General features: G+C 45.9%; 16 protein-coding genes. 14 read left to right on the plus strand and 2 right to left on the minus strand.

Annotated features, from left to right (window positions below; genetic code table 11):
• Positions 1–147 precede the first annotated feature (147 nt).
• The 11 genes from secA (at position 148) to ACRC6Q_RS05695 (ending at position 12,131) form a co-directional block, all read left to right on the plus strand.
• The gene (gene secA / locus ACRC6Q_RS05645; RefSeq protein WP_431466032.1) at positions 148–2,664 is read left to right on the plus strand and encodes a preprotein translocase subunit SecA; all 2,517 of its coding nucleotides are present in this window, start codon (positions 148–150) and stop codon (positions 2,662–2,664) included.
• A 64-nt stretch (positions 2,665–2,728) separates the two neighbouring features.
• Positions 2,729–3,830, plus strand: a protein-coding gene (gene prfB / locus ACRC6Q_RS05650) for a peptide chain release factor 2 (protein ID WP_431466324.1) whose coding sequence is annotated in 2 segments (ribosomal slippage) — positions 2,729–2,800 and positions 2,802–3,830 — 1,101 coding nt in all. Because the reading frame shifts where the segments join, the coding sequence is not laid out codon by codon here.
• A 291-nt stretch (positions 3,831–4,121) separates the two neighbouring features.
• The gene (locus ACRC6Q_RS05655) at positions 4,122–4,994 is read left to right on the plus strand and encodes a YitT family protein (RefSeq protein WP_223634018.1); all 873 of its coding nucleotides are present in this window, start codon (positions 4,122–4,124) and stop codon (positions 4,992–4,994) included.
• Between the two features lie 49 nt (positions 4,995–5,043).
• Positions 5,044–5,394, plus strand: coding sequence for a cytochrome c551 (gene cccB, locus ACRC6Q_RS05660; RefSeq protein WP_223634009.1), 351 nt, complete (start codon positions 5,044–5,046; stop codon positions 5,392–5,394).
• A gap of 269 nt (positions 5,395–5,663) precedes the next feature.
• The gene (gene ftsE, locus ACRC6Q_RS05665; protein ID WP_223634007.1) at positions 5,664–6,350 is read left to right on the plus strand and encodes a cell division ATP-binding protein FtsE; all 687 of its coding nucleotides are present in this window, start codon (positions 5,664–5,666) and stop codon (positions 6,348–6,350) included.
• Positions 6,340–7,224 (plus strand): permease-like cell division protein FtsX, encoded by an 885-nt coding sequence (gene ftsX / locus ACRC6Q_RS05670; protein ID WP_431466033.1) that lies wholly within the window; start codon positions 6,340–6,342, stop codon positions 7,222–7,224. Before ftsE ends, ftsX begins: the two co-directional genes overlap by 11 nt.
• Before the next feature lie 117 nt (positions 7,225–7,341).
• The gene (locus ACRC6Q_RS05675) at positions 7,342–8,790 is read left to right on the plus strand and encodes a murein hydrolase activator EnvC family protein (RefSeq protein ID WP_223634001.1); all 1,449 of its coding nucleotides are present in this window, start codon (positions 7,342–7,344) and stop codon (positions 8,788–8,790) included.
• Between the two features lie 132 nt (positions 8,791–8,922).
• Positions 8,923–9,501, plus strand: a complete 579-nt coding sequence (locus tag ACRC6Q_RS05680; protein ID WP_431466034.1) for a redoxin domain-containing protein — start codon at positions 8,923–8,925, stop codon at positions 9,499–9,501.
• Positions 9,502–9,512: 11 nt separating this feature from the next.
• Positions 9,513–10,619, plus strand: a complete 1,107-nt coding sequence (locus ACRC6Q_RS05685; protein ID WP_431466035.1) for a trans-sulfuration enzyme family protein — start codon at positions 9,513–9,515, stop codon at positions 10,617–10,619.
• 90 nt (positions 10,620–10,709) lie between these two features.
• The gene (locus ACRC6Q_RS05690) at positions 10,710–11,861 is read left to right on the plus strand and encodes a PDZ domain-containing protein (RefSeq protein ID WP_431466036.1); all 1,152 of its coding nucleotides are present in this window, start codon (positions 10,710–10,712) and stop codon (positions 11,859–11,861) included.
• A 12-nt stretch (positions 11,862–11,873) separates the two neighbouring features.
• Positions 11,874–12,131, plus strand: coding sequence for a CsbA family protein (locus ACRC6Q_RS05695; protein WP_223633991.1), 258 nt, complete (start codon positions 11,874–11,876; stop codon positions 12,129–12,131).
• Between the two features lie 19 nt (positions 12,132–12,150).
• On the opposite strand, the gene ACRC6Q_RS05700 is transcribed toward ACRC6Q_RS05695, so the two are convergent.
• Both ACRC6Q_RS05700 and ACRC6Q_RS05705 read right to left on the minus strand, forming a co-directional pair.
• Positions 12,151–12,456, minus strand: coding sequence for an AzlD domain-containing protein (locus ACRC6Q_RS05700; protein ID WP_431466037.1), 306 nt, complete (start codon positions 12,454–12,456; stop codon positions 12,151–12,153).
• Entirely contained in the window at positions 12,456–13,148 is a 693-nt protein-coding gene (locus tag ACRC6Q_RS05705) for an AzlC family ABC transporter permease (RefSeq protein WP_223633985.1), read from the minus strand. Before ACRC6Q_RS05705 ends, ACRC6Q_RS05700 begins: the two co-directional genes overlap by 1 nt.
• Before the next feature lie 138 nt (positions 13,149–13,286).
• Between ACRC6Q_RS05705 and ACRC6Q_RS05710 the strand changes: the two genes are divergently transcribed.
• The 3 genes from ACRC6Q_RS05710 to addA all read left to right on the plus strand — a co-directional run bounded on the left by ACRC6Q_RS05710 (position 13,287) and on the right by addA (position 21,055).
• The gene (locus ACRC6Q_RS05710; protein WP_431466038.1) at positions 13,287–13,916 is read left to right on the plus strand and encodes a TVP38/TMEM64 family protein; all 630 of its coding nucleotides are present in this window, start codon (positions 13,287–13,289) and stop codon (positions 13,914–13,916) included.
• 76 nt (positions 13,917–13,992) lie between these two features.
• Complete coding sequence (gene addB / locus ACRC6Q_RS05715; RefSeq protein WP_431466039.1) at positions 13,993–17,469, plus strand: helicase-exonuclease AddAB subunit AddB; 3,477 nt, start codon at positions 13,993–13,995, stop codon at positions 17,467–17,469.
• Positions 17,447–21,055: a helicase-exonuclease AddAB subunit AddA gene (gene addA / locus ACRC6Q_RS05720; RefSeq protein WP_431466040.1), complete on the plus strand. Its 3,609-nt coding sequence runs from the start codon at positions 17,447–17,449 to the stop codon at positions 21,053–21,055. Before addB ends, addA begins: the two co-directional genes overlap by 23 nt.
• The last annotated feature ends 9 nt before the right edge of the window (positions 21,056–21,064 follow it).

Genomic DNA, 21,064 nt, shown 5'->3' on the forward strand with positions numbered 1-21,064 from the left:
AATAGTGAGATTTTTTTTGAATCGACTGAAGATGATTTGGATAACTATGCCCATTAAGCAAAATGTTTAATAGGACACTATAAAAGCTAAAGCGATCATCCGGTGTGTTAGATGCCGGCGGACACTTGCGCAGGGAGCGGTATAATTATGCTAGGAGTATTAAATAAAGTATTTGATCCGAATAAACGGGATTTGAAACGATTGGAAAAAGTAGCGGATCGTGTAGAGGCGTTGGCTTCAGATTTTGCAGCTTTGTCTGATGAAGCATTGCAAGCGAAAACAGAAGAATTTATAGGTCGCCATGCCAAAGGCGAAGCACTGAATGACTTGCTGCCTGAAGCTTTCGCAACTATTCGGGAAGCATCAAAGCGCGTGCTTGGACTTTACCCATTCCGTGTCCAGATTATGGGCGCTGTTTCCTTGCACGAAGGGAATATTTCAGAGATGAAGACAGGTGAAGGTAAGACTTTGACTTCCACACTGTCTGTTTACTTGAATGCTATCAGTAAAAAAGGGGTTCACGTGGTAACGGTCAACGAATACTTGGCCAGCCGTGATGCTTTGGAGATGGGCCAGCTTTATGAATGGCTTGGATTGTCTGTCGGCTTGAATTTAAACTCGTTGACCAAAGACGAAAAACGGGCAGCTTACCAGGCGGATGTCACTTATAGCACCAATAACGAACTGGGCTTTGACTACCTGCGGGACAATATGGTGCTCTACAAAGAAGACATGGTCCAGCGCCCATTAAATTACGCAGTAATCGATGAAGTCGATTCCATCTTGATCGATGAAGCGCGGACGCCTTTGATCATTTCTGGGCAGGCAGCTAAAGCGGCTCAATTGTATCAGCAGTCGAATGCTTTTGCGCGCCTATTGAGAAAAGATACAGATTATACGTACGATGAAACAACCAAAGGTGTCGTTCTGACGGAAGAAGGCATCGAGAAAGTCGAGAAAGCATTTGGCATCGATAACCTTTTCGATATCAGCCATGTTCGCTTGAACCACACAATCAATCAATCATTGAAGGCATACGTTACGATGCACAAAGATGTGGATTATGTGGTACAGGAAGGGGAAGTGGTCATTGTCGATCAGTTTACAGGCCGTCTGATGAAGGGGCGCCGGTATTCGGATGGTCTTCACCAGGCAATCGAAGCTAAAGAAGGCCTGGAAATCCAAAATGAATCGATGACAATGGCTACAATAACTTTCCAGAACTATTTCCGTATGTATGACAAGTTGTCTGGTATGACCGGTACAGCTAAGACTGAGGAAGAAGAATTCCGCAATATCTACAATATGTATGTCATTGTAATTCCGACGAATAAACCGATCATCCGTGAAGACCATGTTGATTTGATTTATTCCACAACTGCCGGTAAATACAAAGCAGTAGGAGATGACATTGCAGAGCGCAATGCCAAAGGCCAGCCGGTGCTGGTAGGTACTGTAGCGATCGAGACATCTGAAATCATTTCGGAGTATTTGACGAAAAAAGGCATCAAGCATTCCGTATTGAACGCGAAGAATCACGCGCACGAAGCGGAAATCATTTTAAATGCCGGCCAAAAAGGTTCTGTGACCATTGCCACCAATATGGCCGGACGAGGCACGGATATCAAGCTTGGTGAGGGTGTCATCGAAGCCGGCGGTCTGGCGGTCATTGGTACAGAGCGCCATGAATCCCGCCGCATTGACAATCAGCTGCGCGGACGTTCAGGCCGCCAGGGAGATCCGGGTGTCACTCAATTCTATCTGTCTCTTGAAGACGATTTGATGCGCCGATTCGGATCGGATGCCATGCGCAATATGATGGGCAAACTGGGAATGGATGATTCCCAGCCATTGCAATCGAAGATGGTGACGCGTTCTGTAGAATCAGCGCAAAAACGAGTGGAAGGCAATAACTTCGATGCTCGGAAACGTCTGCTTCAATACGACGATGTTCTTCGCCAACAGCGTGAAATCATCTATAAAGAACGTATGGAAGTTCTCGAAACTGAAAATATGCGTGCATTGGTTGAAAATATGATCAACAGTTCAATTGAGCGGATGGTCTACACGCATACTGTAGAGGAAAAGCAGGATGACTGGCACCTGAAAACACTGTCAGAACTAATTTCAGCAAACCTTCTTCCTGAAAACACAGTGACCGAAGCAGATCTTCAAGGGAAATCCCGGGAAGAGCTCATTGACTTCATTAAAGCCGCTGTTACTAAGCATTACGATGAAAAAGAGATTGAAATGACGCCTGACCGGATGCGCGAATTCGAAAAAGTCGTTCTTCTCCGTTCGATTGATACCAAGTGGATTGATCACATCGATGCGATGGATCAACTGCGCCAGGGGATCCATTTGCGTGCCTATGGACAAAACGATCCACTTCGTGAATACCAAAGCGAAGGCTTTGCAATGTTCGAGGCGATGGTAGAAGCCATTGAAGAAGATGTCGCGAAATATTCGATGAAGGCTGAAATACGCAACAACCTTGAACGTGAGGAAGTGGCGAAAGGCCAGGCAGTCAATCCGAAAGAAGACGGACCAGCTCCGAAAAAGAAAAAGGTTCCTGTCCGCAAAGATATGGAAGTCGGCCGCAATGATCTTTGCCCATGCGGCAGCGGCAAGAAATACAAAAATTGCCACGGAACAGCTTCATAAGAGCGTGTGAAAATACCGAAGAGCTTATGCTCTTCGGTGTTATTTTGAGGAGGAACATATAATGATGGAATTAGCAGACATTCGTAACCAGCTCGACAAATCAGCCAGTAAGCTGGCGGACTTTAGGGGGTCTCTTTGACTTAGAAAACAAAGAAGCCCGCATTCAGGAATTAGATGAAATGATGTTGGATCCAGCTTTTTGGAATGATCAGGATTCAGCACAAACGGTCATTACGGAATTAAATGGATTAAAGGAAATTGTGAATACTTATTACGGTTTCGTGGAAACGCAGGAAAGTATGGAAATGTCCTTGGAACTGTTAAGAGAAGAAGATGATGAGGATCTGCATGAAGACGTCGATAATGAAATGAAGGAATTCAATTCCAAGCTGGCGGATTATGAATTAACGATGCTGCTCAGCGAACCTTATGATAAGAACAATGCCATCTTGGAATTACATCCAGGTGCTGGTGGTACAGAATCACAGGACTGGTGTTCCATGTTATTGCGCATGTATACACGATGGGCGGAAAAGCGCGGCTTCAAGGTGGAGACGCTGGACTACCAGGCTGGCGATGAGGCTGGAGTCAAATCGGTTACGCTTGGAATTCGCGGCCATAATGCCTACGGGTACCTGAAAGCTGAAAAAGGGGTTCACCGCTTAGTCCGCATTTCGCCTTTCGATTCATCAGGGCGCCGTCATACTTCATTTGTTTCCTGCGAAGTGATGCCGGAATTCACAGGTGAGATTGAAATTGATATCCGCACTGAAGATTTAAAAATCGATACGTACCGGGCAAGTGGTGCGGGTGGACAGCATATCAACACTACGGATTCCGCTGTCCGTATCACGCACCTTCCAACAGGGGCTGTGGTGACGTGCCAGCAGGAACGTTCACAAATCAAGAACCGTGAAAAAGCGATGCAAATGTTGAAAGCGAAATTATATGCTTTAAAAATCGAAGAAGAAGAAGCACGCCTTCTTGAAATTCGTGGAGAACAAAAGGAAATTGGCTGGGGAAGCCAGATCCGTTCTTATGTATTCCATCCATATTCAATGGTTAAAGATCACCGAACCAATTATGAAACCGGTAATTTAGGCGCGGTCATGGACGGGGACATTGATGGATTTATCAACTCTCTCTTGCGTTCGAAAATGGATTAACAAAAATATGCAGAAAGTCCGAAAGCCTACCCGCTTTCGGGCTTTTTTTGCTGTCGAAAACTTTTTGATAAACAGTGGTTTTCCTGTGCTTACTGCTCAATTTCCGGCTCAACTCCTTCCTAGTAGGGTTCAGGCATCTCGTCTATTACATAGCGCCAATTTAAATTGTCAACACCTCATGCTGCTAAGGCAGAATTTTGCTTTACCTGGATGAAGTTCACAAAGCTTAGCGCCTTTGGTATACTCTGACAGGGTTTAACCGAACAGAAGAGAGAAGAGGAAGAAGAACAGATGACTAAAAAAAATCGACGTATCCGCAAAGATCCACATCCATTGCTGACCTTGTTCCTGGATTACGCTAGTGTAATCGTTGGATCAGCGATTGTGGCAATTTCCTTTAATGTGTTTTTATTGCCGAATGAAGTGGCTTCGGGAGGCGTAAGCGGCATCAGTACCATTTTGAAAGGATTATTCGAATGGAAGCCGGCTTTTGTTCAATGGGCTTTCAATATTCCATTGTTTATTGCAGGATTGATCTTACTGGGTAAGAATTTTGGGATTAAAACGGCTGTAGGGACAGTATTTTTGCCTTTTGTCGTATTTTTGACGGAATCGTGGGAGCCTTGGACCCAAGATCCTTTACTTGGCGCTTTATTCGGCGGGATTATGGTTGGGCTTGGGCTGGGCATCGTCTTCCGTGGGAAAGCATCTACAGGCGGAACAGACCTGGCTGCCCAAATCATCACGAAGTATACGGGCTTGACTCTTGGCACGAGTGTCGCAATGATTGACGGCTTTATCGTTTTGGCAGCAGCGCTGGTCTTCGATATTGAAAAAGGGCTATACGCTTTGATCGGATTATATGTTACGACGAAAACCATCGACTTGGTCCAAGTGGGATTCGGCCAATCGAAGCTGGTCTATATCATCACCAACAAGCAGATGGAAATCCGGGACGCCATTTACGAAGAAGTTGATCGCGGCGTGACGGAACTGACTGCGACCGGGGGCTATTCAGGGACGGAAAAGCCATTATTGATGGTGGTTATTCCTCAAACAGAATTTACGAGACTAAAACAACTGGTCAAATATATCGACCCTAGCGCTTTTGTAATCGTTTCAGATGCTTCTGAAGTTCTCGGCGAGGGTTTTAAAAGGCCATAACTTTGGTATACTCTAATATGTAGAAGAATTCATAAGAGGAGGTCACCAAATGAAAAAGCAATTGATGGCGATGCTGTTCGGTACGGCACTCATACTTGGCGCATGTGGCGGTGAAGAAACGACGGAACCTGTAGAAACTCCTGTAGAAGCGCCTGCAGATGGCGGAGGAGAAACAACGGCCGTTGATGCCGAGCAAGTGGTTCAACAAAATTGCATTTCCTGTCATGGTGAAAATCTGGAGGGTCAAGGAAACTTCCCGTCCTTGAATGACGTGGGATCCCGTTTATCACAAGAAGAGATCCTTTCTGTCATCGAAAATGGAAAAGGTGCAATGCCGGCTAATATCATTGAAGGCGATGAAGCGGTAGCGGTTGCAGAATACTTAGCGAACATGGAATAAACCTGCCGAACAGCAGGTTTATTTTTTTATGCTAAAATATAAGCGTTTTTAATACTTTTTTACACTTATAGAGGTATAATATGGGATTTTTTTAATAGATTACTATCTATAAAATTAAATTTTCTTATAGTTCAGATTATTCAATTTGAATTCCAAATGATACAGAAATGTAATAAAAATATATGTTTAAGGTGTTATAATAAGTTTGCTGCAAAATTCCAAGGAAATAATGTTGGCGTATGCCAATTAATATTAGGTGGGTAATAAAAATGATTCAAATGAAGAACGTCTACAAAAAGTATCCGAATGGAATTGTCGCCTTAAACGGTCTCAATGTTGAAATTGAGCAAGGGGAATTCGTATATATCGTAGGCCCGAGTGGTGCAGGTAAATCGACATTCATCAAAATGATGTATCGTGAAGAGCGTCCATCCTCAGGACAGATGTTCGTTGACGATATTGACATAGCAACATTAAAGAACCGGAAAGTCCCGATGCTGCGCCGCCAGATTGGCGTCGTATTTCAGGATTTTAAATTGCTGACGAAACTGAATGTCTATGAAAATGTAGCATTTGCGTTGGAAGTAATTGAAGAAAAGCCCGCGGCCATCAAAAAACGGGTCATGGAAGTGTTGGATCTGGTCGGGTTGAAACATAAAGCTAAAATGTTTCCGACGGAATTGTCCGGAGGCGAACAGCAACGTGTGTCCATCGCGCGATCTATCGTCAATATGCCGAAAGTGATGATTGCAGATGAGCCGACAGGAAATCTGGATCCTGAAACAGCCTGGGATATCATGAACCTGTTCGAACGCATCAACAAAGCAGGTACGACGATTATTATGGCAACACACAATCAGCAAATCGTGAATACACGGCGACATCGTGTAATTGCAATAGAGGGCGGCTTAATTGTCCGTGATGTAGCTGGAGGTGACTACGGTTATGAAGGCTAGAACGATGATGCGCCATTTCAAGGAAAGTTTCAAAAGCATTGGCCGCAACAGCTGGATGACTTTCGCGTCTGTAAGCGCAGTGACGGTAACGCTATTGTTGGTCGGTGTATTTGTTCTTATTATGATGAACCTGAACAAAGTGGCCGACGATCTCGAAAATGATGTTGAAATTAAAGTATTTGTTTCCTTAGATGCTACAGAAGAGACAATAGAGGATCTGGAATCTCAGATTGTCAAAATGCCTGGTGTAGAATCTACTGATTTTTCGACAAAAGAAGAAGAACTGACCGACTTGGTCCTTGATTTCGGGGATGAGTTGAGTTTATTCGAACAAAGCAATCCATTGTTCGATGTTTTTTATGTAAAAGCACTTGATCCACAGCAAACTGAAGCAGTAGCAACCGAGATTGCGGCTTTAGAAAGTATAGAGGACGTCAAATACGGTGAAGGCAAGATAGAGAAGCTCTTTAACTTTTTGAATGCCGGACGGAACGTCGGACTGATTTTAATCCTGGCGCTGTTGTTCACTGCTATGTTCCTTATTTCAAATACGATTCGAATCACGATTGTCGCAAGACGCCGTGAAATCGAAATCATGAAATTAGTAGGTGCTACAAACTGGTTCGTGCGTATTCCGTTCATTTTGGAAGGCATGTGGCTTGGAATCTTAGGCTCACTCATTCCGATTGGCCTGGTAGCATTGCTTTACAAAAAAATAACTGAATTTGCACACCCCCGTTTAAGTGGTGAACTCTTCCAGCTATTGGAGTTCACCCCATTCATCTACCAGGTAAGTGCCTTGATCTTATTGATGGGCGTATTTATCGGTATCTGGGGAAGCTTTATGTCAATCAGAAAATTTTTGCGTGTGTAATTATAGATATAAGAACGGTCTGCAGGTATTATAAAGAGACTCCAGACCGTTTGAATGGTATAGCTTAAACTAGAGATAGATAGAAAAAGAGCGTAAAGCCGAAAGGGGATCACAAACTTGAACTCAAAGTCGAAATGGTTGTTGACTGGTGTTTCATCCGTATTATCGCTTACCTTGTTGATTCCAACAGCAAACGCTGATACTTTAAGTGAATTGCAGCAAGAGCAGCAAAAAATAGAACAAAAAGAAAATGAATTGAATTCTGGAATCAGTGAAAAATCCACTGAAATGAATCAAAACCAATCCACACTGGAAAGCATCATGGCTAAAATCCAGGAGCTGGAGAACCAAATGCAGGAAACCCAGTCAAAAATCAATGGAGTTCAAGGTGAAATTGATCAGACAATTGTTGAAATCGATGACCTGAGAAAATCCATTGAAGAACTGGAAAGAAAAATTGCTGAACGGACAGAGTTGCTTCAAGAACGTGCACGTGCCATCCAATTGAGCGGCGGCTCTGTGGATTACATAGACGTATTGCTGGGTGCAAACAGCTTTGTTGATTTCATTGACCGTTTTTCGGCAGTGAACACCTTGATTGATGCAGATCGCGAAATCATGAACGAACAAGCTGAAGATAAAAAGCTTTTAGGTGAACAAAAAGCACAAGTTGAGACAAAGCTTGCAGAGCAGGAACAACGCCGTGCAGAACTTGTTGACCTCAAGAAATCATTAGACGGGCAGAAAGCTGAACAAGCTGGCCATGTGAAAGACCTGAAAGCTGAACAGGAGCGTTTAGCAAAAGAAAAGACCACACTTGTCCAGCAACGCGAAGAAGCGATTGACGTAAGTGCGGAACTTGAAACAAAAATTGCCAACGAACAAGCGCGGCTTGCGGAATTGGCAAGAAAAGCTGAAGAAGAGCGCTTGCGTAAGTTAGCTGCAGAACGCGCCGCAGCAGAAAAAGCCGCAGCAGAAAAAGCGGCAGCTGAACGAGCAGCGGCAGAACGAGCGGCAGCTGAACGCGCCGCTGAAGACAAGGCAAAGGCAGCTTCGCAAAAAGCGGCCAGCAAGCCTGAAGCACCAAGTGCTCCTGTTGCCGCTGCGCCGGCACCAGCATACAGCGCGCCAGCACCGGCAGTTTCTGTGAATGCAAGTTCTGGTTTTATCCGTCCGGCAGCCGGACGTTTTACTTCTAAATTCGGCTGGCGCGATATCGGTTCTGGTCCGGAGTTTCACCAGGGCGTAGATATTGCCAACAGCAAAGGCACCACGATCGTGGCAGCTGCAAACGGATTTGTATCCTACGCCGGTTCAATGGGCGGCTACGGCAACGTAGTCATCATCACCCATTCGATAAATGGCCAAACGCATGCAACTGTGTACGCTCATCTGAATTCGATTGGCGTGTCAGTTGGACAGCAGGTTTCACAAGGACAAAACATAGGTGGAATGGGGAATACCGGAAGATCATTCGGCGATCACCTGCATTTCGAAATCCATGTTGGACCTTGGAACGGCGGACGCACAAATGCCGTGAATCCAGCCAGCTATGTTTCATTATAAGTTTAGGACAGCCGGCATCTAATGTCGGCTGTTTTTTTAAATCCCTGTTATTCTGTCACATTTTTTAGCAATCTTAGTGGAACAAACTGTCCAATTTATCGTATGATGAAAGTTGAATGGAGTGAATAACAGATGCCTAAAAAGATAATCGGCTTATTGGTGCTTGCTGTTATGGTGGCGCTCGTCATCATCGGTGCTGTTCAGAATAATATAGCGGAATCCGAAGCACTGGATAACATGGCTCTTGGCAGCGATGTGGATTTTTTGCCGACAGATGAAGGGTTGGCTATAGGAGAAAAAGCTCCGGATTTTCAGTTGACTACCTTGGATGGCGAAAAAGTTAAGCTTTCGGATTATCAAGGAAAAAAAGTAATGCTGAATTTCTGGGCAACCTGGTGTCCTCCGTGCCGAGCGGAAATGCCGCATATGCAAACTTATTATGACGAACAGGCTGAAGATGAAAATGTTGTAATCCTGGCAGTCAATTTAACGACTAAAGATAAAGGCCTTGGGAAAATTGAGGAGTTTGTTGAAGAATTCGGATTGGAATTTCCGATTCCGATGGATGAAAATGGCGATATAGGTTCGACTTATCAAGCGGCATCCATCCCGACCTCTTATATGATCGATACGAATGGGCACATCCAAAATAAAGTGGTAGGCCCCATGGACGAACCCATGATGGAAAAACTAATTGCAGAATTGGAATAGGAGATGGACTAATGGCGTCAATTGAAACGAAATCAGTGCACACAGCGACGATGAAGGAACGGACGATCCAATCGAAAGTTATGCCGCTTTACCAGACTTCCGCATTTTCTTTTTCTTCTCTGGAAGAACTTGAAGGCTATTATGAAGGAAATGGCACCTACCTGTATTCACGCACAGCCAATCCGAATACCGATGCACTTGGACAAACTGTAGCTGATTTGGAGCTTGCACCGAAAGGCGTTTCGGCATCTTCAGGAACATCGGCGATTCTTGCCGGAATCCTGTCGGTTGTTAAAACAGGCGATCATGTTCTTGCCGCGCAGGATGTGTATGGTGGAACATTTCATTTATTGAAGGAAGAACTTGTCCTCATGGGAATCCAAGTTCATTTTGCCGATTTCTCGAATATCAGCAAAATCGAGCAAATCCTGATTGATACTCCCGAAATCAAGTTGATATTCAGTGAATCGATCACCAATCCGTTTTTGCGTCTGGAAGATATCGAAGTTCTTTGCCAGTTGAAGCAGCATTACGATGTCCGGGTCATGATCGACAACACCTTCGCTACACCTTATACAATGACACCTTATTCGCTTGGCGCGGATTTAGTTGCTCACAGTGCGACCAAGTACCTTGGAGGCCACAGCGACGTCACTGCCGGTGTTTTGGTAGGGGACGCGGAGCTGATCGGCATTGCAGAGAAACGTGTCGTGAATTTGGGGTTGAATTTAAGTCCTTTCGAAGCTTGGCTGACAATCCGCGGCATTAAGACGCTGGCTCTTCGAATGAAGACACAAACAGAAAATGCGCAGGCGATCGCTGCATTTCTGGAAGACAAGGCACGTGTCTGGTATCCAGGCGTAGGGGCGATCGTATCTTTCGAATTGCCGGAAACAGTTGATGTGTCGAAGTTCTTTTCCTCACTTGGCTGGATAAAAATTGTACCGACTCTGGCAGGCGTGGAAACCACAGTTTCGTATCCATACGGAACTTCCCACAGAGCGCTGTCAGCGGAAGAAAAAGAACGAATCGGCGTAACTCGCCGAGTAATCCGGCTGTCTGCTGGAATTGAAGGAACTGAAGATATTTTGGAGCAATTGGGCTCAGCGTTCATTTAACTGAAAAAGAAATGCAGAAAGCCGGTTTTCTTTGTTACAATGAGAGATAGCGTCAATTGCCGGTGATAGGATGGTGTAAGTATAGTGATAATGGATTTAATGTTAGCGATTGGTAGATTTTTTGTAAATCCGGTTTTATACATAGCATTGCTTGCTGCAGTGCTGTTGGGATATTATCGAGTAAAGAAGGAACGAAGAATATTCAGGATTCGGATTGTTTATGGCTTGACCGAATTCAAACGGCTGTTGAAAGATGGCTGGTTGTACGCCCTTGTCTTTTCTGTGCTTTTTGCCGGAATCGGATTGGTTGTACCGGTGGATTGGCTGATTGCTTTGAGCATCGTCTCCATTCTTTTGATGGCTACGACTTTTTATCAGGCAGGGTCATTTGTCTACTTGGCTGCAGCAGCAGTGGGCCTCAGTTGGTTAGTTAATGCCAATGGCTGGTCATTGAATTTTGGCTTATTTGAATTCGAAGGTACGGCCTTTGCTTATGAATGGCTTGTTCCTGTCGCACTTATTGCAGGGGCGCTGGTCTTCGCAGAAGGAAAAATGATCAACAAAGCAGCGGCAGACGCTGCTTCACCCCGTTTGCATAAATCGGGACGCGGCCTTAAAGCCGCAGCTTATCTATCGAAACGTTTATGGCTATTGCCGATTCTATTGGTAGTGCCAGGTACGGTGATTGATTCGTATGCACCCTACTGGCCTCAGTTGCCGATTGGTGAAACCAGCTTTTCGCTGATTCTTTTCCCATTCGTCTTCGGATTCCTGGGACGTTCGCAGCGGACATTGCCGGTATATCTTTATCCGTTGGTCGGTAAAGCCGTTTCCACTTTAGGGATCGGCATCATTGTTGTCGGATTGGCCGCGTTATTATGGCAGCCGCTGGCAGCTGTTGCACTCGCAGCCGGAGTGATCGGACGCATCGCCATCACAATCCATTTCGCATTGAAGGAACGCAGCGGCAATTATGCTGTAACACCGCAGTCCCAAGGCGTTATGATTGTCGATGTTTTGCCGGGGTCTCCTGCCGATAAGATGGGCTTGCTGCGCGGCGAAGTGATCCGCAAAGTAAATGGCATCGCCATTTCAAATGAATCGGAGCTGTATGAAGCGATTCAGGTCAACGCCGCCCACTGCCGCTTGGAAGTTTTGGACCATAACCTGGAAGTGCGTTTGCGCCAACATGTTATTTTCCGTCATGACCATCATCGCCTGGGATTATTAGTGGTCAATTAAGGAGCTAACTAAATGGAATCAATGATAACGAAATTTTTCCTGTCTCTTTTGGTGCCGGGACTGCTCGTCATTTTGTTTACGAGAGTCACGTTCAACCACATTGTTGCATTGATTTTGACTGTGGCACTTATGGCGGCAGCAGTTTATGCGGGTTATACCCATACATGGCTGCTGTTCATCGCCAATGCGGCATCTCTTACTGTCGGATTCTGGTATTCCACTAATATGTTCAATCGCAGAAAAAAAGCCGAAGCTCATGAAAATGAGTAACGGCTTTTTTTGTGCAATTTTATATGAATATGCTGTAAATTGCCAGCACTGCGATGGAACCAAGGACGACAATCATAACATTCGCACCTGTAAAGGCGATTCCGAATGCAGCAATGGCACCGATGATCCCAAACCAAATATTTTCCTGGATAAAAAAGATAGCAGGGAAAATCAACGCACCCAACACGGCATATGGGATATTGCGTAAAATGTTTTGAACCGATTCAGGCAGTTCCCTGCCTTCCAGAAAAGTCAGCGGAATGGCGCGGGGAATATAAGTCACAACCGCCATGCCGAGTATCATCCACCAATACCATGCCCCCATTATTCTTTCACCTCTTTCCGGGAAACCCATTCAATGAAAATGGCAGATGCCAAAGTCGAGACCATGATGGCCCAGCCTGTGGACAGCCATTCTGTAAAATAGAAGAAGGAATTGACCAAGCCTGCAATAAGGGCCAAGCTGATTACTTTGCGATTACCGCGCATCGAAGGCACCAATAATCCGACGAACATAGCGTAAAGGGCAATCGACATGGAGGCCTGTAGGAATTGTGGCAAATTGGCGCCGATCAGGTGGCCGATTGCAGTGAAGATGATCCAGCTTCCATAAGCGATGAGGATGACTCCGGCAGCGAAAGCGGTACTTAATTTATTGCCTTTTTGTGTGGCTAATACAGAAAATGATTCATCTGTGATGCCAAAAGCATAGAGAGCTTTTTTCCACCGGTCATCTGGCTGCATCTTTTCATTGAGCGCAGCCGTCATTAGAAAATGCCGAATGTTGACGATAAAGGTATTCAGAACGATCACAGCTGGGGCTACCCCAGCTGTGATGAGAGAAAGGGAAATATATTGTGCAGCTCCTGCAAAAACAAATATGCTCATCGCTGTTGCTTCCCATAGCGACAAGCCGGTTGTCTTGGCCAATAGACCAAATGTCAATGCTATTGGAAAATAGCCGATTGCTATACTGGTTCCAGCCTTTATCCCAGCAGCAAACTCACGTCTATCCATTTTTCTCGCTCCTTATGTATAAGTATTTCCTTTTCCAAACTCATTGAAAGAGTGTAAAGTAATTATAATAGCATATCATAAAAGCTTTTAATTTATTATCAGCATTTTAAAAATTTGGTACTTAAAAGGAATGAGCTTATGTCGGATTTTTTTTCCATGGAGAATATTGTTGAATTGACACAATCCTACCGGGCTTTTGGTCCGGTAATCGGCTTCCTTTTACCTTTCATTGAAGCGTTCCTGCCGTTTTTGCCCTTGTTTGTCTTTGTATTCGCCAATGCAACAGCTTATGGATTATGGTTTGGTTTCCTATTGTCGTGGGGAGGTTCTGTTGTAGGTGCTTATGCAGTGTTCCTATTGATCCGCAAATACGGAAGGGCACGTTTCATGAACTTTATGACGAGGCATGAAAAAGTGCAAAAACTCATTCATTGGGTGGAGCGGAACGGGTTTGGACCGCTGTTCCTGTTGTTGTGCCTTCCCTTTACGCCGTCTGCTCTGGTCAACCTCGTAGCTGGCCTATCAAACATCCGCAGATATTATTATCTGCTGACGGTCATGGCCGGGAAATTTGTCATGGTCTTCACGATTTCATTTGTCGGTTATGACCTGCGTGCTCTTTTTACCCAGCCGGTTCGGACTGCCGTTGTCATCCTTGTCATTATTCTATTGTATATAATCGGTAAAATTCTTGAAAAACGATTAAATAAAAAAGTGGAAGCTGAATATCGTCTGGCAAATGAAGAGCGTAAAAAGCAGAAGCAATAAATGGTTTTGGTGTTGGCAATCATCTTGGGATAGTCGTATAATTAGAACAAACGTTCTTATTTGAGGGAGTGATCATGTGTCTTTACGCATTGTATATGGTAGGGCGGGAGCAGGGAAAACCCGTTTTGTCCAAGATGAAATAGTGGAGGAATTAAAACGGCAGGCGGATGGGGATCCTATTTTTCTTATCGTGCCGGATCAGATGTCGTTTTCTACCGAATATCGCCTTTCTGCTGCATATGGCATGAATGGCATGATTCGGGCGCAGGCAGTCACCTTTAAACGGCTTGCCTGGCGCGTGCTGCAGGAAGTGGGGGGGATCAGCAGGAAAGAAGTGGATACCTTCGGTTACCGGATGCTGATCCGCAGTCTGTTGGAAGAACATCGGGAAGAATTCCAATTGTTCCGCAGAGCTGCCGGCAAAAGGGGATTTACCGACCAAATAGAACAATTGGTGAAGGAATTTGCCCGCTATTGTGTGGATTGCGGAGAATTCAGTTCAATCCGCTCTTCATTAACTGAAGTGGGAGCGCCGAAAACGCTGTTGGATAAAGCGGAAGATCTGGAAATGATCCTGACAGAGATTGAAAACCGTTTAGGAAAAGTGTTCGTAGATTCCGAAGGCCACCTGGCTTTGCTGAGCGAAAAAATACCATATTCGGAACTGATCAAATCATCCACGATCTATATCGATGGTTTTGTAACGTTTACGGCAAGAGAATATGAAATTCTATTTGAATTGATGAAACACGCCAAATCTGTGACCATTGCCTTGCCGATGGATAAAGAGACGGATCCGAACGACGAGCAGGCACTGTTCTATCAGTCTGCCAATACCGCCCGCCGATTAAGCGAACAGGCTGCAAAAGAGGGTGTCGAAATTGATGGTGCTGTGCATCTTTTTGTACCGCGCAGATTTTCTCATCCTGAACTGGAGCACATCGAACGGCATTTTGATGATTATCCGACCAGAAAGATTCAAGGCCAGGGCCGTGTATCCCTTGTTGAAGCATCGAACAGGAGAGCAGAAATGCACGCAGTGGCAAGGAGGATCAGAGACCAAGCCAGAAAAGGCTTTCGGTACAATGAAATGGCCATTCTGTACAGACAGCCTGAAATCTATGATGAACTGATCAACACTATTTTTCCACAGTATGAAATCCCTTATTTCATCAGCCAGAAAAAGTCGATGCTGCATCACCCGTTGATTGAATTCAGCCGTTCGGTTCTTGAAGCGACCGTCTCCAATTATTCTTATGAATCCATTTTCCGGGCGGTTAAAACAGATTTGTTCTTTCCGCAGGGACCGGCTACAAAATGGCGGGAACGAAGCGATCTGCTGGAGAACTTTGTCATTGCCAATGGCATTTACGGGGAACGTTGGTTTGAAGAGAAGCGCTGGTTCTATAAGAAATACCGGGGTCTGGAATTTCATACATCCATCCAAACGGATGAAGAACTGGCGGCTCAAATGGAGCTTCATGCGGTCCGCGATCTAATCAGAGAGCCTTTAGCGCAGTTAAAGGAACAGCTGAAGCTCAGCAAAACAGGTAGGGATATCGCAGAAGCTCTCTTTCTGTTTATAGAAAAGATGGACGTTTATGCGAAAATCCAGGATTTGAAAGAACGGGAAGAAAGCGAGCATCGTTTACTGGCAGCTACTGAACACGAACAGGCATGGAATCAGTGGATCGGAGTGCTGGATCAGTTTGTCTTGATGTTCGGAGATAAGGAAATCGACTTGGCGACAGCAGTCAAAATCCTTGACGAAGGGTTTGAAACGCTTGAATTTTCACGGATTCCGCCTTCTCTTGATCAGGTCACGGTCTCTAAAATCGATTTGGCGCGTCTGATGGATATCAAGTCGGTGTTTGTCATCGGCGCCAATGACGGCGTATTGCCGAAGCGCATCGAGCAGGAAGGGCTTTTGACTGATACGGACCGCGAGTGGTTTGCGCAGGTCGGATTTGAGCTGGCGCCTACTTCGAAAATGCGTCTGATGGATGAGACTTATATGGTTTACCGTGCCTTTACGTCGGCGTCCGATCTGTTGACGGTCTCGTACCCGATTGCAGATGAAGAAGGAAAAGCTTTGCTGCCTTCCCTCTATATCCAGAAGTTGAAGGATATGCTGTCGATTGACACCGTTCCGGCAGTCATCGATCCCGAAGAGCTTTTGGATGTTTCTCCAATGGCTTATATTTCACACCCGAGGGCAAGTCTGGCTTATTTGACTTCACAGATCCGTGGCGGAAAATTGTCAGCTGAATGGCGTGCTGTCTTGAACTATTATGAGGAAGATCCGTTGTGGTCTTCGGTCATAAAACGAATTTTAGCGCCGATCAAACCGAATATAGCGGATCCACTGCGAGAAGACATCGCCGAACCTTTATATGGTACGCCGATCTCGTCCAGCGTATCGCGGGTTGAAACCTATTACGGCTGTCCGTTTGCGCATTATGCAGCATATGGGCTGCGCCTTGAAGAACGCAGCCATTACAAACTGGCTGCTCCCGCTATGGGGGATCTTTTCCATGCGGCAATTAAGTGGATCTCGGACGAAGTCCTAAGGCTTGGGGTCTCCTGGTCATCGCTGACCCGGACACAATGCCAAAACTTAGCGAAAGAAGCGATTGAGCAGCTATCGCCTTATTTCGTCAACCATATCCTGATCAGTTCCCATCGCTATCGCTATATCCAGCATAAATTGGAAGGCATCATCCGGCAGACAGCATTTATGCTCAGCAAGCATGCCAAAGTATCTGGATTTGTGCCGGTTGCGCTGGAGGTTGGATTCGGTCCGCAAGAAACGATTCCACCCCTCGATATTCCTTTGAAAAACGGACGCAAAATGAATGTCCGGGGCCGGATCGACCGTATCGATTCGACTGAAATCCATGGCAAACCGTATTTGCGTGTCGTCGATTACAAATCGTCCAAACAAGGGCTCGACCTCAGCAATGTCTATCATGGCCTGTCTTTGCAAACTTTCACATATCTCGATGTGGCACTGACACATTCCGAACGGTGGCTTGGAGATGAAGCAGAACCCGCTGGTGTATTGTATTTCCATATGCATAATCCGATGTTGAAATTGACGAAGCTCATGACAACAGAAGAACTCGAAGAAGAAATGGCCAAATCTTTTAAAATGAACGGTTTGGTCGTCGAAGATCCGGAAGTGATTCAGGCGATGGATGATGGGATTGACGGCTATTCCAATGTCATACCCGTAAGGCTCAATAAAAGCGGTGAAGTGTCCGCTTCCCAGTCGAAAACAGTTGCTAAAGAGGATATGCATGCCATCCGCCAATATGTCCGCAGTAAGCATCAACAGGCCGGTAATGGCATATTGGATGGCAACACGAGCATCACCCCTTATAAGGTCAAAGAAGACACGCCATGCCAATTCTGTTCCTATCGCTCTGTCTGCCAGTTCGACCCAGCGGACCCAACACAGACTTATCGGAAATTACCGGCATTATCGCCGGACAAAGCAGTAGAGTTGATCAGAAAGGAGACCGCTGAAGATGATACCGATAAAACCGACTGATGCCACATGGACGGATGAACAATGGCTGGCAATTTGGGCAACAGGACAGGACATGCTTGTTTCAGCAGCAGCCGGTTCAGGAAAAACGGCTGTCCTGATCAATCGGATGATTGAAAAGGTGCTGGCCGAGGAAGATCCCATTTCAGTGGACGAACTTTTGGTCGTTACTTTCACCAATGCCTCAGCTGCTGAAATGCGCCACCGCATGTCGAATGCATTAGAAAAAGCTGTTGCAGAAAACCCTGATTCAACCCATTTGCGTAAGCAATTGCGGCTAATCAATAAAGCACAAATTTCCACATTGCATTCATTTTGCCTGCAGGTGGTGAAACAATATGCCTATTTGCTTGAAATTGATCCAGGGTTCCGGATTGCAGGAGAGACAGAAGCGGCTTTGCTGCGGGATGATGTCCTGGAAGCTGTTCTTGAAACGGCTTATGAGGGGGAAGGGGCTGAGGCAGTATATAGGTTGGCGGACAGTTTTACTTCCGACCGCAGCGACCAGGCGATGGAGGTACTGCTTAGCAAGCTCTATGATTATTCGCGTGTCCATCCTGATCCTGTAGACTGGCTGCAGCAAGTACCTGCATTATACGAGGTGCCGAAATCAGCCAGCATCGATGAATTGCCGTTTACCGGTGACTTGAAACTAACGATACGTCATGCATTAGAAGAAGCGCTGCAGCTGACGCAGGAGGGACTGCAATTGGCTTTACAGCCGGATGGCCCCGCTCTCCTGGAAAATACCTTCAAGACAGACACAGAAGTGATCCAATCGGCTCTTTCTGCTTTAGAGACTTCTTGGGACAGCCTTTATGCTTTTTCAAAGTCCTTCAAATTCGAAAAAGCGGCCAGTATCAAGAAAGATTCTTGTGACCCTGCAGTTGCAGACGAAGCGAAAGCGATGCGCAATGAAGTGAAGAAAATCGTCAACGGCCTGTTCGATGCCTATTTTACGAGGTCGCCTAAACGCCTACTCGACGAAATGCGTGAAATGGCGCCTTTGATGAAAACCTTAGTGGAACTGACGCAGCTTTTTGCGGATCAATACAAAGCCCTCAAGATCGACCGGGCACTGGTTGATTTCTCTGACTTGGAGCATTATGCACTTGAAATCTTATCGGATGATGGCAAACCATCGGCCATTGCAAAAGAATACCAGGATCGTTTCAAGGAAGTGCTGGTGGATGAATACCAGGACACCAATCTGCTGCAGGAAACCATTTTGAATTTAGTGAAGTCAGGAGCTGAACAAGACGGCAATCTGTTTATGGTGGGCGACGTCAAACAATCGATCTACCGATTCAGGCTCGCTGAACCGATGCTATTCCTGGGGAAATATTCCCGTTTTCGCCACGATGCAAAAGATGCTGGGCTGCGCATCGATTTGAATGCGAATTTCAGGAGCCGTAAGGAAATATTGGATGGCACCAATTATATATTCTCGCAGATCATGGGAGAGCGGGTCGGGGAAATCGACTATGACGAAGCAGCGGCGCTAAAAGCGAAAGCACCTTATCCCGAGCAGCAGGTACCGATTGAACTGGCTCTGATCCATGAACCGGAAACAGAAGAGGAAGTTATGGATGAGGACCTGGTGAAATCGCAGTGGGAAGCGCGTTATATCGCAAAAAAAATCAAAGAGATGATGGACCAGGAAATGGTCGTCAATGACCCCTGGACCCAGCAGCAACGAAAACTTGAATACCGGGATATCGTTGTTTTGATGCGCTCCATGACTTGGTCTGGAGACTTTGTGGACGAATTTAAAATGGCGGGGATTCCTTTATACGCTGAATTGACAGGCGGCTACTTTGACGCACTCGAAGTAATGATCATGCTCAATACACTGCGCGTCATCGACAATCCATATCAGGACATTCCGCTTGCTTCTGTTTTGCGAGCACCGTTCATCGGCTTGAAAGAGAATGAGTTGGCCGAGATCCGCTTAGCTGCGCCTCAGGCTTCGTTTTATGAAGCGCTGAAAACCTTCATGCGCGCCGGTACAGGAATTGATCGTGGCACAGCGGTGAAGCTTCAACGCTTTATCATTCAGCTGGAAGGGTGGCGCAACCAGGCCCGCAGAGGCTCTTTGGCGGAATTGATCTGGCAGGTTTACCTGGATACGAACTATTACGAGATGGCAGGCGCCATGACCAATGGCAAGCAGCGCCAGGCCAATTTGCGTGCGTTGCATGACCGGGCGTTGGAATATGAGAAAACCTCTTTCCGCGGGCTGTTCCGCTTTTTGCGCTTCATTGATCGCATGCGCGAACGTGGGGATGATTTGGGTACAGCGAAATCGCTCAGCGAAAAAGAAAATGTCGTTCGGCTCATGACAGTCCACAAGTCGAAGGGACTTGAGTTTCCAGTAGTATTCTTTGCCGGTACAGGCCGCTCTTTCAATGAAATGGATTTCAGAAAATCCTACCTGTTCGATCAGGATTATGGATTGGCTGTTAAGGCGGTCAATCCCGATACGCGGATTGAATATACATCCTTGCCGTTCCTTGCGGTCAGAGAAATGAAGCAGCTGCAGATGAAAGCGGAAGAAATGCGGGTTTTGTATGTAGCGATGACACGGGCAAAAGAGCGTCTGTATTTGACGGCTTCCGTTAAGGAAATCGATAAGCTTTTTGAAAAATGGAAAGTCGGTACACAAGATGTCCGGCTGCCCGATTTCATGCGGTCACGTGCAAAAGGTTATTTGGACTGGATTGGCCCCGCTCTTGCCAGACATCCGGATGCTGCTGAACAATTGAATGTCAATGGCAATGTTCTTGATCATTCCTCCCGCTTCCATATTGAAATTATTGAGTCCCAGTCATTGCTCCCAGGAGTTGTGAATTTGGAAGAGCTGCTGGAAGGCGATGATTCCAATGAAAATTATCAGCAGCTGGTCAATGATCGCTTCAACTATCAATATCCGCACCAAAAAGCGGTTGAGAAACGTTCTAAGCAGTCTGTGACGGAAATGAAACGGCTGCAGATGCTGCAGCGTCTGGATGAGCCAGAATCCTTTATCCAAACGGCAAAGCCCGAAAGAACAGTGTTGTTGCACCGTCCTGATTTCATGATGGACAAACGCTTGTCAGCGGCCGATGTCGGTACTGCTGTCCATGCGGTCATGCAGCACATTCCATTGGATCGCACAATGGATGCCGCTGAAATAAAAGAGTTCATCGAAACGCTGGTCGGGATGGAGATCCTTTCGCCCGACGAGGGAAAAGCGGTGAAGATCGAAGAACTGGAAAGATTTTATGAAAGCGATACTGCTGCACGTCTTCGTTCGGCGAAAAACATCAAACGGGAAGTTCCTTTTACTTACGCAAAAGCGGATGAGGACGGAGACCATCAGATTATCCAGGGAATCGTCGATTGCCTCTTTGAAGAACAGGACGGTTGGGTTCTGCTGGATTACAAGACCGATCGGATATCGCACATAAGCGATGTCAATACGGAGATGGCCGAGCGATATGGCGTTCAGTTGACCGTCTATCAGGAAGCGGTTGAATCGATCCTCAGAATCCCGATCAAGGAGCGTCTGCTGTATTTGTTTGCAGCAAGCCAAGAAGTGACTATTTAGGAGGATTAT

It is taken from the genome of Planococcus sp. SE5232 (assembly GCF_050686535.1).
Lineage (GTDB): Bacteria > Bacillota > Bacilli > Bacillales_A > Planococcaceae > Planococcus.